Source organism: Acinetobacter sp. Leaf130, assembly GCF_001423205.1.
Taxonomy (GTDB): Bacteria; Pseudomonadota; Gammaproteobacteria; order Pseudomonadales; family Moraxellaceae; genus Acinetobacter; species Acinetobacter calcoaceticus.
This window is the reverse complement of the sequence record NZ_LMOE01000006.1, coordinates 303,434-317,602: the sequence shown is the minus strand read 5'-3', so window position 1 is coordinate 317,602 and position 14,169 is coordinate 303,434. Positions and strand designations below refer to the sequence as shown.

Here is a 14,169-nt window from a genome sequence, read left to right as displayed (position 1 = left end):
AGGATAGGGTATGCACTCTTTTGTACTGATCGTACATATTATTTTAGCGGTACTGATGATTGGCTTGATTCTAGTGCAACATGGTAAAGGTGCGGATGCTGGTGCTTCTTTCGGCGGTGGCGGAGCAGCCACTGTATTTGGCGCATCGGGTTCTGCTAACTTCCTTACTCGACTTACTGCTGTGTTAACAGCATTGTTTTTTGTGACTAGTTTAACCTTAGCTGTTTTTGCTAAAAAACAGACTACTGAGGCATATAGTTTAAAAACTGTACAGACGACAGCGCCAATTCAAACAACATCGCCTGAAACTTCACCAAATGCACCAAAAACGAGTCAATAATTCGAAATAAGGCTTTCCTTTTGCAGTTGGAAGCACTAGAATGCGTCCCACAAGCTGCGGTGGTGGTGGAATTGGTAGACACGCTACCTTGAGGTGGTAGTGCCTTCGGGCGTGGGGGTTCAAGTCCCCCCTTCCGCACCAGCTTTTAACCAGAAAGTTGAGTGCAAGTAGTTTGTTTTTGTTGCGGGATGGAGCAGTCTGGTAGCTCGTCGGGCTCATAACCCGAAGGTCGTTGGTTCAAATCCAGCTCCCGCTACCAATTTGATTAAGGTGCAACTTAATCAGGCAAATATCTAGTAAGTTTACATTGACTTTATTTGATATTTGTATATAATTTTTGCACGTTGATGCGGGATGGAGCAGTCTGGTAGCTCGTCGGGCTCATAACCCGAAGGTCGTTGGTTCAAATCCAGCTCCCGCTACCAAGTTTCTTAAAAGAGGCTCACAGACAAGTGGGCCTTTTTGCACAGTGGACTATTGTTTTCTGTGCAAAATAGGGGCGATTAACGCCCTTTTTTATTGGTTATCGTATCGCTATCGTGTAGTTTCGACATCAATTGGTCAAATAGTCATGCTTCACTATAGTAGGTCTGTGTCGGTTAAAACAACCGATTGAATCGCACGAGAATGACGAGAGTAAATGAAATTATCAAATAAATCCCAAGCATTGCATGACTTAATTGTTCCTGCAGTACAAGCATGTGGTGTCGACCTTTGGGGAATCGAGTTTCTCCCACAAGGCAAACGTTCATTATTGCGTATTTATATCGATAAAGCGGTAAGTGAAGATGCTGAGCCTGTACTTAATGAAGATGGCGAAGTAGAACAAGGCCGTGGTATTGGTGTACAAGATTGTGTGCGTGTAACACAACAAGTTGGCGCAATGCTGGATGTTCATGATCCAATTTCAGGTGAGTATTCATTAGAAGTTTCTTCCCCGGGCTGGGATCGTCCATTTTTTCAACTAGAACAGTTACAAGGCTACATTGGACAACAAATTGCTTTGCGTTTGATTGCAGCAGTAGAAAACCGTCGTAAATTTCAAGCAAAACTTATCTCAGTAGACCTTGAAAATGAAGAAATTCAGGTTGAAGTTGATGGGAAGCACGTGCTTGAGATCGACAGCAACAATATCGATAAAGCAAACTTGATCTATCAAGATTAAATTTATTAAATTTTATAAGAAATCGGTAGGTGACTTATGGGCCGCGAAATTCTTACCGTTGTTGAAACGGTTAGTAATGAAAAAGGTGTTAGTCGTGAAGCGATCTTCGAGGCTTTAGAACAAGCTCTAGTTGCTGCAACGAAGAAAAGATTTTATGAAGGTACGCATGCTGAAGAAGCTCAGCTTCGTGTAGAAATTGATCGTAAAACTGGTGATTACAGTACGTTCCGTCAATGGACTGTTGTGGCAGATGAAGATCATGAAATGCCAGCTTGCCAAGATGCGATTTCTGACCTTGACCCATCTAAATGGTCAATTGGTGATGTACGTGAACTTGAAGTAGAATCTATTGAGTTTGGTCGTATCGCTGCACAAATTGCAAAACAAGTTATTGTACAAAAAATTCGTGAAGCTGAGCGTGCGTTAGTTGCTGATGCATACGAGTCTAAAGTTGGTGAGTTGATTTACGGTGAAGTGAAAAAACAAACCAAAGATGGCTTTATTATCGATTTAGGCGACAACGCTGAAGCTTATCTTGCGCGCGAAGAAATGATTCCTAAAGAAATTCTTCGTCCAAAACAACGTATGAACGCTATTTTATACAATGTGAACCGTGAAGGTCGTGGCGCTCAGTTGTTGTTATCACGCGCTAAGCCTGAAATGTTAATTGCTTTAATGAAAAAAGAAATTCCTGAGATTTCTGAAGAAATTATTGAAATTAAAGCAGCGGCACGTCAACCAGGCGTTCGTGCTAAAATTGCAGTGAAAACAAATGACCATCGTATTGACCCTGTAGGTGCATGTATTGGTATGCGTGGTACGCGTATCCAAGCGGTACAACAAGAGTTAAACGGTGAACGTATTGATGTAGTGGTCTGGTCTGATGATCCAGCTCAGTACATTGCAAGTGCATTAGAACCAGCTGATGTTTCAGGCATCGTGCTTGATGAAGATGCAAGAAGTGCCGATATTATTTTTGCAACCAGCGATCAATTGGCTCGCGCGATTGGCTCACAAGGCCAAAATGTTCGCTTGGCTTCTGATTTAACTGGCTACAAACTCGACATGATGCTTGAAGAAGAGTATCGTGCTCGTCAGCAAAATGAAGCTCAGCAATATCTTGACATGTTTGTATCACGTCTCGATATTGAAGAAGATTTAGCAATGGCATTGGTGGAAATGGGCTTTACCTCTTTAGAAGAGATTGCTTATGTTCCAGCTGAAACTTTTGACGAAATTGAGCTTGATGCTGAATTGGTTGAGTTATTGCAAAGTCGTGCAAAAGAAGCAGCACTTACTGATGCTTTGAAACAGCAAGAAAATATTCAAGAACCGAGCGCAGACCTTCTAACAATGGAAGGCATGACTTCTGAGATCGCTTACTCGCTTGCCGCGCGCGGTATTATTACTGTCGATGATTTGGCAGATCAGGCTACTGACGATATCTCTGATATTGAAGGACTTGATCATGAAAAAGCAGGTCAATTGATCATGAAAGCTCGCGAATCATGGTTTAACTAGGAGATGAAATATGACGGACAAGTCGATTAAAGAGTTAGCTCTCAGTGTAGAACGTCCTGTTGAGAAGCTCCTAGAACAGGCTCGTGAAGCAGGTTTGCCTCAACGTACAGCAGACGATATTATTACCACTGAACAACAGGATACTTTAGTCAATCATTTGAAAAAAGTGCATGGTCAGGAAAGTGGTAACACAGGAAAAATTGCGTTGAAACGTAAAACAACCAGTACCGCTAAAGTTGCAAGTACTTCAGGTAAAGCAAAAACAATTAACGTAGAAGTACGTAAAAAACAGGTTTTTGCTAAACCAAACCCTGAACAAATTGCAGCTGAAGCTAAAGCACGTGCAGAAGCTGAAGCTAAAACACGTGTAGAACAGCAAACGCGTGACACTGCACAGCAAAACGCGCGTCTTCAAACAGAGCAAAAAGCAAAAGCAACTTTAGATGCTATGCGTGCTGCTCATCAACAAGATAGCGCTGCTCAGACAGCTCCTAAAGCTGCTGTAGTCGTGAAAAGACGTGGTGGTGGTACAGTAAAACCTGCACCAAAACCAGCAGAAACATTAGAGCAAAAGAAAGCGCGTGAAGCACAAACAGCTCAGTTAAAAGCAACTGAAGAAGCTGCGCGTCGTAAAGCGGCTGAAGAAGCTCAGCAACGTACACTTGAACAAATGCGCAAAATGGCGTCTAAGTATTCAAATGACGAAGCTACTACTACAATTCGTGTGATTGATGATTCTCCACTTGCTTCAGGTCTAGTTGGCCAAGCTTATGAAGATTCATTTAAGCAAGAAGACCGTGAAATTAAACGCGGTGGCGCAACTACTAACCCACGTGCGGGTAAAAAAGGTGGTCGTCGTGGTCAAGAAGAGCAAAGCTTTGTTAACCATAACAAACGTGGTTTAAAATCAAGTCAGGCAAATAAGCATGGATTTGAAAAGCCAGTTAAAAAGCAAGTTTATGATGTAGAAATCGGTTCAAGCATTGTTGTTGCCGATCTTGCTCAAAAAATGGCGATTAAAGTACGTGAAGTTATCAAATCACTTATGAAAATGGGTGAGTTGGTTAATCAAGATCAAGCTATTGATCAAGATATAGCAGCACTTGTTGTTGAAGAAATGGGCCATAACCCTGTTTTAGTTTCTGATACACAAGCGGAAGATAACTTGCTTGAAGCGGCTGAAGAAGCACGTGGTGAGCAAACAACTCGTCCGCCAGTTGTTACCATTATGGGTCACGTTGACCATGGTAAAACATCATTGCTTGACCGTATCCGTCGTTCGAAAGTGGCGGCAGGCGAAGCAGGTGGTATTACCCAGCATATTGGTGCATATCACGTTGAAACAGACAAAGGAATCATTACATTCCTTGATACACCGGGACATGCTGCGTTTACTTCAATGCGTGCACGTGGTGCTAAAGCAACAGATATCGTTGTATTGGTTGTTGCAGCAGATGACGGTGTAATGCCACAAACTGCAGAAGCAATTGACCATGCGCGTGCAGCAGGTACTCCAATTATTGTTGCAATCAACAAAATGGATAAAGAATCTGCTGATGTAGACCGTGTGTTAAATGAATTAACAACGAAACAAATCGTTCCAGAAGAATGGGGTGGTGATGTTCCGATTGCTAAAGTTTCTGCACACAGTGGACAAGGTATTGATGAACTCCTTGATTTAATTCTTATTCAATCAGAATTGATGGAATTAAAAGCATCTGCTGAAGGTGCTGCACAAGGTGTTGTTATTGAAGCGCGTGTTGATAAAGGCCGTGGTGCAGTAACTTCTATTCTTGTTCAAAACGGCACATTAAACATTGGTGACCTCGTTCTTGCAGGTTCATCATATGGTCGTGTCCGTGCAATGTCTGATGAAAATGGTAAGCCTATTAAATCAGCAGGACCATCTATTCCAGTAGAAATTCTGGGTCTTCCAGATGCTCCAATGGCAGGTGATGAAGTTCTTGTTGTAAATGACGAGAAGAAAGCACGTGAAGTTGCTGATGCTCGTGCTGACCGTGAACGTCAAAAACGTATTGATCGTCAAAGCGCAATGCGCCTTGAAAATATCATGTCGTCAATGGGCAAAAAAGATGTTCCTACAGTGAACGTTGTTTTAAGAACAGACGTACGTGGTACTTTAGAAGCATTGAATGCAGCTTTACATGAATTATCTACTGATGAAGTAAAAGTTCGTGTAATTAGTTCGGGTGTTGGCGCGATTACTGAGTCTGATGTGATTCTTGCTGAATCTTCAGAAGCTGTATTGTTAGGCTTTAACGTTCGTGCTGATACGACTGCTCGTCAGAGAAGTGACCAAGACGGTATCGATATTCGTTACTACAGCATCATCTATGAATTGATTGATGATGTGAAAGATGCCATGAGCGGTAAACTTGCTCCTGAACATCGTGAAACTATCTTGGGTGTTGCTGAAGTACGTGAAGTATTCCACTCAAGTAAGTTTGGTGCAGCAGCTGGCTGTATGGTACTTGAAGGTGTATTGCATCGTAATAAACCGATTCGCGTATTACGTGATGACGTGGTTGTGTTCCAAGGTGAGCTTGAATCTCTTCGTCGCTATAAAGAAGTGGTTGAAGAAGTTCGTGCCGGTATGGAATGTGGTCTTGCGGTGAAAGGTTATAAAGACATCAAAGTGAAAGATAAAATTGAAGTCTATGATGTTCAATTGATTAAACGGAGTCTTTAATGGCGGGTAGCCAACGCTTAAAGCGCATGGCGGATTCAGTTCAACGCGAGTTGTCTGAGCTGATTCGTCAGGAGCTTAAAGATCCTCGCTTAGGTGGTCTAGTGACCATCTCTGCGGTGAAAGTCAGTGCAGACATGGGTTATGCTGAAGTTTATGTCACCGTAATGGGACGTGAGCTTGGTGATGAGCAAAGTGAAGCAGCAAATAAAGAAACTTTAGATGTATTAAATAAAGCTTCTGGTTTCTTGCGTCATGAATTGAGCCGTCGTATCAAGACACGTATTACGCCAAGATTGCGTTTCCATTATGACAAGACTAATGCCTATGGTAACTATATGTTTGGTCTGATCGAGAAAGCGGTAAATGATTTACCGAAACGCGAGTCAGATGACGAACAGTAATATAAATTAAATAAAAAAAGCCACCTTCGGGTGGCTTTTTTTATTGGTTGTCTTTTTTCCCTATTCTTTTGGAGGGTCCATAGGTGGTTTATTTTGTGAGAAACGCTGTCCAATTTTATAACGATCCCAAGGCAAAGGGCGTTCAATTGCTTCAGGAACTTCTCCACTCAATGAGCGCAAACGTAAATGTAGCGCAGCTTGAGCAATTAAATTTGCTGAAACCGGTGCAGTAATAAAAGCTAAAAGTGTGATCAGTAGCTCGGCAAAACCAAAGCGGCCTTGAAAAGCAAAAAAGATCATGGAAGCAATCAAGAAGCTGCCTAATCCTAACGTACTCGATTTTGTGGGTGCATGTAAGCGCATGAATAAGTCAGGTAAGCGGACCATACCAATTGAGCCGACTAACATAAAGAAAGCGCCAAAAATCAGAAAGACCGAAACAATAATTTCCATTACAAACTGCATTTTGATCTCTCCTTAATCGACAACATGACCGGTTGTGAAGTAACGTGCTAAGGCTGCTGTAGATACGAAACCTAGCATAGCAACCAGCAGCGCTCCTTCAAATAAAGAAGTCGTCATCCAGTAAATGCCTAGCACAACAATGAGGCAAGTTGCATTTAAGAAAAGAGTATCGAGTGCTAAAAGTCGATCTACAATTGATGGACCGATTACCATTCGGAAAAGACAAAGTAGCATAGAGATTGTAATGGCAATTAAGCTAATACCTAGAGCATAGGGTAGGATTGTCATACACTTGCCTCCGTTTCGCTTTTTACATCAAAAATTTCCATAAGTGGAATTTCATAGCGTTGTTTGATGTCTTGAATGTCAGATTCGGTATCATCCGTGCTCAAGGCGTGAACCAAAATATCTCCACGTTCCTGATCAATACCGGCAGAGACAGTACCAGGCGTTGTCGTAATGATCATTGCCAGTAATGTATTGACCTGCTCATGTTCCGTTTCTAGTGGCACACGATACCATTTAGGATGTAAATTTTTGGTAGGTCCTAAAACGAGCTTTGCTACTCGAAAGTTAGAAATGACAATATCCCAAAGAACTACAAAGCATAATTTAACAGCAGGTTTCCAGTGAATATGCGGTGTGCGGGTAATGAACGGTTTGACTAAACGAGGAATAATCAAGCCTAAAAGCACAGCCGTCAAAAGATCACTGGCATCAAGACTATGTGACAGCATCAGCCAAAATAAAATGATAAGAACGGAAACAAATGGATGTGGAAACCAGCGTTCAAGCAAATGAGATAACTGCATTGTTATGGCTCCATAGGTTTCAATTGACTTTCATCAACAATGGTAGGCGTTTGTAGTTTGTCCTGTTGCTGAATTTGTCGATGTTTATATTCTGAAATATGTTCACCATTGAAGGTATCTTTCGAAATAATATCAGGAATGAGGTAAGCATTATGATCTTCAACTTCACCCCCATATTTAGTTTCTGGTAGGTAAGCGGGATCAAATGGTTGCACGCTGATAAATTCACCATTTTGATCTACTTTAAGAATAGTACGTTGGTAAAGCGCATGGTCTTGGATCTGCTGGGCAGTACTTAATGTGTAATGCTGAATAGGTGCAGCAAATACGACATAAGCCATTAAGCCAGCAAGTAACACATAGATGACTTTATCATTACGTGGTGGAGCTCGTTCTGGTAAGGCCCGATAAAGAATATAAGCAGGATGGATTGGATCTTGTTCAGGAGGTGTTGCTCGCCAGAACAAGATAAAACCAACACGTGTTAGAGCAATAATACTTAATAGGCTAACAACAAGTACCACACCAATGATCCATGCTTGATAACTGGTTTCAACGGTCGCTTGTAAAATGAATACTTTTCCAAGGAAACCACTAAAAGGTGGTAAGCCGGCCATCATCATCGCAATGATGAAATAAGTAAATGCAGCAGCTTTTTCTTGTTTAATTCTTGGGGCAACCTTTAAATGATCTTTAAAATCTCCACGTTGTGAGGTTATCCATCCACAAAATAGATAAAAAGCTGCTCCAATCAGCGTACTGTGCACTAAGTAATATAATGCGCCAGACCATGCTTGTGTATTCGACATGGCAATTGCCGTGAGCAAGGTGCCAATTGAAGAAAGCACCATAAACCCGACAAAGCGACGTAATCGATCTGCTCCAATTGCTCCAATCACACCATAGAGTGATGTAATTAAGCCAATCGGAAGTAACCAGCTTTTTAAGATTTCTTGACTAAGCGCATCGTCAAATACAGTTCCATTCACACGCAAAATCGAATATATACCGACCTTGGTCATAATGGTGAAAATTGCAGCTACAGGCGTACTTGCAATAGCATAAGTTTTTGGTAGCCAAAAACCTACAGGAAGCATGGCTGCTTTAATGCCAAACACTACAAATAAAAGTAACGCACCTGCTACGGCTAATTTATGTTGATCTGCTTCGAGTGTGGGGATAAGACGTGAAACATCCACCATATTGAGGCTACCCACACTACCATAAATCATACCAAGGCCAATTAAGAATAGGGCAGAGGCTAACAGATTGATAATGACGTAGTGAACACCCAGCTGAAAGCGTGGCTTGCCTTGTCCATGTAAAAGCAAAACATACGAAGCCATCAACAAGATTTCAAAAAAGACGAAAAGGTTAAATAAATCGCCTGTTAAAAATGCTCCGCAGATACCCATTAACAAGAAATGAACCATGGCATGGAAATAGCGACCACGGGTATCCCAATTGTCGCTTGCATACCATAAAACTGGGACGACTAGTGCATAGGTCAGTACCAGCATAAAAGCAGAAAGGCGATCTAATACGAGTACAATGCCAAACGGTGCCGACCATTCACTCAGTTGGTAAATGGTAATTTGGCCCGTGCTTGCAAAGCTCAAATATACAATTGCGGTAATTAATCCAGCAATTGCCGAAACAAGACTAATGCCACGACGCCATGGTTGTCGCCAGTCATCTTTTAAAGCACCTGCTCCAGGGTTGCCGAGCAGCAATAATATAAAAGCAGTAAATGCCGGGATGAGAATGCTAAAAATAGGCGCATGTTCTTGCCAGAAAGATAAAAAATCAAACATTACGGCTCATCCTCGCGTGGGTCGTATGTTGGAGAGATGTCTTCTTTAGCATCAACATGATCACTACCTGACTCATAACGGCTACGCAGCGCCAGTTGTACAATAAAAGCGGTGGTTGCAAAACCGATCACAATGGCTGTTAACACCAGCGCTTGAGGAAGTGGATCGGTTATTTTTGTTGTTTCGGTTAAAATTGCTTGTGAGCTGATTTGTAATCGGCCCATAGCAAATAAAAATAGGTTTACAGCATAACCAATTACAGCTAATCCAAGCACGACAGGGAAAGTACGAGCACGTAAAATCAGATAAATACCTGTGGCAACAAGTAAACCAATAGCAGAAGCCAATAAGAATTCTAAACTGATCATGATGATTCCTCCCGATGTGGTACTACAGGACCAGACATACTTGAGTGGCGAGAGTCTCCCAATACTGAGATAAGCAACATCGTTGCACCAACAACGGTGATATAAACGCCTAAGTCAAAACTTGCAGCTGAAGCCAGATGTAGTTTTCCTAAAATTGGTAATTCAACATACACGTGCGCGCTGGTAAGGAATGGGCGTAACCAGAACCATGCAGCTACACCAGTAAGCCCAGCAATTGTTAAACCTGAACCAATCCAGACTTCGTAAAGACGTCCTGATTTTGCTTTGAGTAATTGTTCAGTTTGGTCTTGACCTAGCGCAATATATTGGATGATTAACGCCATTGAGGTGATTAGACCTGCAATGAAGCCACCGCCTGGATAGTTATGGCCGCGCATAAAGATATAAACACTCACGACAAGCGCTAATGGCAATACCCAAGAGGCTGTAATACGGAACATGAGCGGAGATGGATTAAAACGGTAGGTGAGACCTTGGGTCATGGTTGTACCATGTACACGCATGCCATCCATGAGGCAAAGTGAACCAATAGCCGCAATTCCTAGTACCGTAATTTCACCAAAGGTATCGAAACCACGGAAGTCAACTAAAATGACATTTACAATATTTGAACCACCACCGAGTGGTAAAGATTGTTGGGCAAAGAACCATGAAATCGAATTATGATCACGGGTTAAAATCAGCCACGTAATCCAGCCTATCCCTAAGCCTCCAACAATGGCTAAAGCGGCATCTCTTAAACGTCTTGAGCGCAGAGATTCATAAGGCGTTAGCTGTGGAAGTAAAGATAAACTCATTAATAAAAGAACAGTGGTTACAACATCCACAGTAATTTGAGTCAATGCCAAATCTGGAGCTGACATGGTGACAAATACCATCGTTACAACCAGACCAATTGCACCACTAATGAGGACTGCTTTAATACGTTCATGGTGGAACCATAGCATCATCCAGCAACCCGAGAATAAGGTCAGCCAGAGAACGATGGCAATCCATGGGGCATGAGTGAGTTCACGTGTGCCTGTAGTAAGCCCTTGATTGAGTAGCGGCATGGTTACCATGATGATGCTAAAAGCAATGATCAAGAACAAGTAACTTTGCAATGAGCCATTTTCAGTTTTTTGTTTGATTTTTCGGCTGGTGAGCAACAGATGTTTTAAAAATAAATCAAATAAAATACGGCCTTGTAATCTGCCAAGACGTGGGTCAAGGTCAATTTTACGAATCATGCCATCTTTTGCCAAAGCAAAATAGAAGAGTGAACCGCCCACTAAAGCAATAATACTCATAATGAGAGGAGCATTGAATCCGTGCCAGATTGCAAGATGAGTTCCTACAAATTCTGGTTGCATCAAGCTTGCTCTCGTTACGCTATTTACCAGTGGTTCTACCAATAAAGAAGGTAAAATTCCAACCAAGATACATGGCACAGCAAGAAGAATGGCTGGCGAACGCATGCCGATAGGTGGTTCATGTGCATTTTTATTTGGAACTTGTTTACCAATTGGGCCATCAAAAAACACGCCATGCACTAAGCGAATTGAATAACTTACTGCAAAAATACCAGCCAGAGTTGCAATAATGCTGGCAAAGATAACCGTTGAACCTGAAAGATTCGCCAATAGCTCGGTAAAGAACATCTCTTTAGAAATAAAGCCATTGGTGAGTGGTACCCCTGCCATAGACGCAGCGGTGATCATGGTTAATGTGGCCGTGAAAGGAAGTAATTGCCAAATACCACTGAGTTTTCGAAGATCACGTGTACCAGTTTCATGGTCAATAATCCCCGCAAGCATAAACAGGGCTGCTTTAAATGTCGCATGGTTAATAATATGAAAAATGGCAGCAGCAACTGCTAAAGGCGAACCTATTCCAAGTAGACAGACAATAAGACCTAAATGGCTAATTGTTGAATAGGCGAGCAAACCTTTTAAGTCTTCTTTGAAAATGGCAAAACATGCGGCCATACAAAGTGTAAATAGGCCGACAAACGTCACGATATTGTGATAAATCGCAGCGCCTACAAAAATTGGCAGTAAGCGGGCAAGTAGAAAGATCCCAGCTTTTACCATGGTTGCAGAGTGTAGGTAGGCAGACACCGGAGTAGGCGCAGCCATTGCGTTGGGTAACCAAAAATGAAATGGAAACTGAGCACTCTTCGTAAATGCACCAAGCAAAATAAGCAATAACATTGGAATAAATAGGGAATGGGCTTGAATGGCATCTTTCATGCCCATGATGTCATTAATTTCATAGGTTCCAGTGATTTGTCCTAATAGAACAAATCCACCCAATAACGCCAAACCACCCATCCCTGTAATGGTGAGTGCCATTCGAGAGCCGCGTTGAGCAGCTTCATAATGACTCCAGTAACCCACTAATAAAAAAGATGAAATACTGGTGAGCTCCCAAAAGACTAATAAAATAATAAGATTATTAGAGAGCGAAATACCCAGCATTGCTGCCATAAACAGCATGAGTAAAGCATATAGTTTGCTTAAAGAATTTTTAGGGCCAAGATAGTAGTAGGCGTATATATAAATGAGTGTACCGATACCGGTAATAAGTAGAGAAAATAGTAAACCAAGAGCATCGAGTCTGAAGCTTAGATTAATTCCTAATTGAGGTAACCAATCCCAGCTCTGTTGAATGCTTGCACCACCAAGCACAGTTTTTGCTTGAGCCAGTAATAAACCAAAACTGGTTAAACTGACTCCGATTGCCCCTAAAGCCGTTACTCCACGCGAGAACCGTTGAAGCAATGAAACAAGGGTGGTGCCTAATATTAACGGTAATAAGATAATTATCGGTAGCACACTCGTATCCATATGTGATTTAGGCCGAGACCTAAAAGTGAAATTTTAATTTCAGAACAGATAGGAATTCAAAGAGATTTCCAAGGCTTGTATTCTGAAAGCCCAACCAAATTAGAAAATAAAGCGAGAAACAAGTTGTATTGCGCAACTTGAAGAATAAAAACGCAAAATGAAATTTATTGTACACTAAAAAAGCAGTAAAAATCTGATGTTATTACATGTAGTAACAACATCTAGTGATTTTAGAGCCTAAAAATCCTGCTTAAACTCTATATTGTGTGAAGCCGAATTTCATTATAAAAATAGAGTAAATGGGTCATAAAATTTAAACAGAAGGGCTTTCTTCTGGTGTATCTCCTGCATGAATCATGCGGAGCAATTCATTTTTTTGTTGCTCATTTAGATTTTGGATTTGCTGAAATAAAACACCAATTTGTGCTGGAGATGGTGTTGGGTCAATTAAGCTAAGAGGTTGTGCCTCTATAGACTGCGTTAATGGTTCGCTTCTTTGTAGCAATGTATAGATGTTTTCAAGCTGTTGCTTAGTTGTATTTAAATCAAGGTGGCTAATTTTACCGTGTTCTAATTTTAAACATTGATAGTTGGAAGCATGTTCAAGTAATTCCTCACGACTTCCTGTTGCAATAATTTGTAAGCGCGGGAATGCCTGATGAAGCCGATTCAAGATTTCTGTGCAATGTGTGGAGTCGAGCTGTGCATCAATCTGATCTATTAATAAAATCCCTTCACCTTCGAGGCAAGGATTTAAACTTAAGGGATTAAGTAAACAGAGTCTACGGGCTACATCACCTACCAACGCAATCCAAGTTTTTGTGGTGTTGGAAAGCTGCTGAAACGGTAGGGTTTGACCTTCATAGTCAACCATGAGCTGGAGCCGAGGTTGATATTGCAAATATAGGTCTTTAAGTTCAGGCAGAACAATATTTAATGCATTTTTCAGTGCATAAAGATTCGGGGAGGTGAGCTGTTTAGGCTGCCCTGATAACTCTTTTTGAAGCTCATTTAATAGTTCTGTTTGATCTTGCTGATCTGATTGTTTGGAAATAATACGTTGTACGAGATGTGCAGCTTGGGCATTCTCGATATCGCTAATTTCACGTAACCATTCAAAAAAACGAGTAAACGTTGTAAATGGTAGCGGGCTAATGTCATAGGCTGAAATGGATTGGGTAATGCCGGGTAAATTTTTATTCAGCAGATTAATATCATTTACAAATCGCTCGGCTGGGTAGTAAGCGACTAAGGGCAATCCTTGGAGTGGATCCTTTTTTATGACTTGCTGATAAAGGGCCATAGTTTGATCAAGTTGCTGCGTTTCAACTTGGCTTATCCCAATACCACTTGAATTTAGAGTTTTAAAAAGTTTCCAGCTACATAGTGAAGAATCCACCTGTTGGGCAGAGGTACTTTCAGGTAAATGGCCAATTTCTGCTGGAACTTGAATGGTCACTTCGATTCTTGATTGTAGGCGCGACTGAGTAATGTCTTGATCAGGCATGACAATACCAGGGCTACGTAAATCTTTAAGACGGGCAGGGAACCAAGTTAAAGCATGGTAAGTATGTTTGAGTAACATACTTTTACCAGTTGCTTGTTCACCTAAAATTAAGGTAATAGGCTGTTTTTCATATTGAAACTGTATTTTAAGATCGTGGAATAAAGCAATATGTTTAAATTGGATCGATTCAAGTTTCATAGGCTCACCTAAGTATGAG

The 14,169-nt window shown here is 41.4% G+C and carries 12 protein-coding genes and 3 tRNA genes; 8 read left to right on the top strand and 7 right to left on the bottom strand.

What is annotated here, in order from left to right:
* Positions 1–10: 10 nt before the first annotated feature.
* The 8 genes from secG to ASF86_RS14475 all read left to right on the top strand — a co-directional run bounded on the left by secG (position 11) and on the right by ASF86_RS14475 (position 6,137).
* The gene (gene secG / locus ASF86_RS14510; RefSeq protein WP_005037186.1) at positions 11–340 is read left to right on the top strand and encodes a preprotein translocase subunit SecG; all 330 of its coding nucleotides are present in this window, start codon (positions 11–13) and stop codon (positions 338–340) included.
* Positions 341–396: 56 nt separating this feature from the next.
* Positions 397–481 (top strand) — tRNA-Leu (locus ASF86_RS14505).
* Positions 482–522: 41 nt separating this feature from the next.
* Positions 523–599, top strand: a tRNA-Met gene (locus ASF86_RS14500).
* Between the two features lie 89 nt (positions 600–688).
* A tRNA-Met gene (locus ASF86_RS14495) sits at positions 689–765 on the top strand.
* A gap of 215 nt (positions 766–980) precedes the next feature.
* On the top strand, positions 981–1,505 hold the full coding sequence (rimP, locus tag ASF86_RS14490) for a ribosome maturation factor RimP (protein ID WP_005037183.1): 525 nt from the start codon (positions 981–983) through the stop codon (positions 1,503–1,505).
* Between the two features lie 36 nt (positions 1,506–1,541).
* On the top strand, positions 1,542–3,026 hold the full coding sequence (nusA, locus tag ASF86_RS14485) for a transcription termination factor NusA (RefSeq protein WP_003654584.1): 1,485 nt from the start codon (positions 1,542–1,544) through the stop codon (positions 3,024–3,026).
* Between the two features lie 10 nt (positions 3,027–3,036).
* A complete protein-coding gene (gene infB / locus ASF86_RS14480; RefSeq protein WP_017391373.1) occupies positions 3,037–5,736 on the top strand; it encodes a translation initiation factor IF-2 in 2,700 nt (899 codons plus the stop codon).
* Positions 5,736–6,137 (top strand): ribosome-binding factor A, encoded by a 402-nt coding sequence (locus ASF86_RS14475; protein WP_003654587.1) that lies wholly within the window; start codon positions 5,736–5,738, stop codon positions 6,135–6,137. The genes infB and ASF86_RS14475 overlap by 1 nt, the downstream gene beginning before the upstream one ends.
* Before the next feature lie 60 nt (positions 6,138–6,197).
* Here ASF86_RS14475 and ASF86_RS14470 read toward each other — a convergent pair whose 3' ends face one another.
* From ASF86_RS14470 to ASF86_RS14440, 7 genes are all read right to left on the bottom strand, one after another.
* Entirely contained in the window at positions 6,198–6,602 is a 405-nt protein-coding gene (locus ASF86_RS14470) for a Na+/H+ antiporter subunit G (RefSeq protein ID WP_017391372.1), read from the bottom strand.
* 12 nt (positions 6,603–6,614) lie between these two features.
* Positions 6,615–6,890, bottom strand: coding sequence for a monovalent cation/H+ antiporter subunit F (locus ASF86_RS14465; protein WP_005037177.1), 276 nt, complete (start codon positions 6,888–6,890; stop codon positions 6,615–6,617).
* Positions 6,887–7,414 carry a Na+/H+ antiporter subunit E gene (locus ASF86_RS14460; RefSeq protein ID WP_005037176.1) on the bottom strand — a complete coding sequence of 176 codons (528 nt, stop codon included), beginning with the start codon at positions 7,412–7,414 and terminating at the stop codon, positions 6,887–6,889. The genes ASF86_RS14465 and ASF86_RS14460 overlap by 4 nt, the downstream gene beginning before the upstream one ends.
* Positions 7,415–7,416: 2 nt before the next feature.
* Positions 7,417–9,228, bottom strand: coding sequence for a monovalent cation/H+ antiporter subunit D (locus ASF86_RS14455; protein WP_056483123.1), 1,812 nt, complete (start codon positions 9,226–9,228; stop codon positions 7,417–7,419).
* Entirely contained in the window at positions 9,228–9,596 is a 369-nt protein-coding gene (locus ASF86_RS14450) for a Na+/H+ antiporter subunit C (protein ID WP_005037171.1), read from the bottom strand. Before ASF86_RS14450 ends, ASF86_RS14455 begins: the two co-directional genes overlap by 1 nt.
* A complete protein-coding gene (locus ASF86_RS14445; protein WP_056483120.1) occupies positions 9,593–12,445 on the bottom strand; it encodes a monovalent cation/H+ antiporter subunit A in 2,853 nt (950 codons plus the stop codon). The genes ASF86_RS14450 and ASF86_RS14445 overlap by 4 nt, the downstream gene beginning before the upstream one ends.
* Before the next feature lie 313 nt (positions 12,446–12,758).
* Positions 12,759–14,150 carry an AAA family ATPase gene (locus tag ASF86_RS14440; RefSeq protein WP_056483117.1) on the bottom strand — a complete coding sequence of 464 codons (1,392 nt, stop codon included), beginning with the start codon at positions 14,148–14,150 and terminating at the stop codon, positions 12,759–12,761.
* Between the last annotated feature and the right edge of the window lie 19 nt (positions 14,151–14,169).

What these genes read in the sequence shown, in the direction of transcription:
- secG (WP_005037186.1), top strand. Translation starts at nt 11, where the DNA reads ATGCACTCTTTTGTACTGATCGTACATATTATTTTAGCGGTACTGATG.
- rimP (WP_005037183.1), top strand. Translation starts at nt 981, where the DNA reads ATGAAATTATCAAATAAATCCCAAGCATTGCATGACTTAATTGTTCCT.
- nusA (WP_003654584.1), top strand. Translation starts at nt 1,542, where the DNA reads ATGGGCCGCGAAATTCTTACCGTTGTTGAAACGGTTAGTAATGAAAAA.
- infB (WP_017391373.1), top strand. Translation starts at nt 3,037, where the DNA reads ATGACGGACAAGTCGATTAAAGAGTTAGCTCTCAGTGTAGAACGTCCT.
- ASF86_RS14475 (WP_003654587.1), top strand. Translation starts at nt 5,736, where the DNA reads ATGGCGGGTAGCCAACGCTTAAAGCGCATGGCGGATTCAGTTCAACGC.
- ASF86_RS14470 (WP_017391372.1), bottom strand. Translation starts at nt 6,602, where the DNA reads ATGCAGTTTGTAATGGAAATTATTGTTTCGGTCTTTCTGATTTTTGGC.
- ASF86_RS14465 (WP_005037177.1), bottom strand. Translation starts at nt 6,890, where the DNA reads ATGACAATCCTACCCTATGCTCTAGGTATTAGCTTAATTGCCATTACA.
- ASF86_RS14460 (WP_005037176.1), bottom strand. Translation starts at nt 7,414, where the DNA reads ATGCAGTTATCTCATTTGCTTGAACGCTGGTTTCCACATCCATTTGTT.
- ASF86_RS14455 (WP_056483123.1), bottom strand. Translation starts at nt 9,228, where the DNA reads ATGTTTGATTTTTTATCTTTCTGGCAAGAACATGCGCCTATTTTTAGC.
- ASF86_RS14450 (WP_005037171.1), bottom strand. Translation starts at nt 9,596, where the DNA reads ATGATCAGTTTAGAATTCTTATTGGCTTCTGCTATTGGTTTACTTGTT.
- ASF86_RS14445 (WP_056483120.1), bottom strand. Translation starts at nt 12,445, where the DNA reads ATGGATACGAGTGTGCTACCGATAATTATCTTATTACCGTTAATATTA.
- ASF86_RS14440 (WP_056483117.1), bottom strand. Translation starts at nt 14,150, where the DNA reads ATGAAACTTGAATCGATCCAATTTAAACATATTGCTTTATTCCACGAT.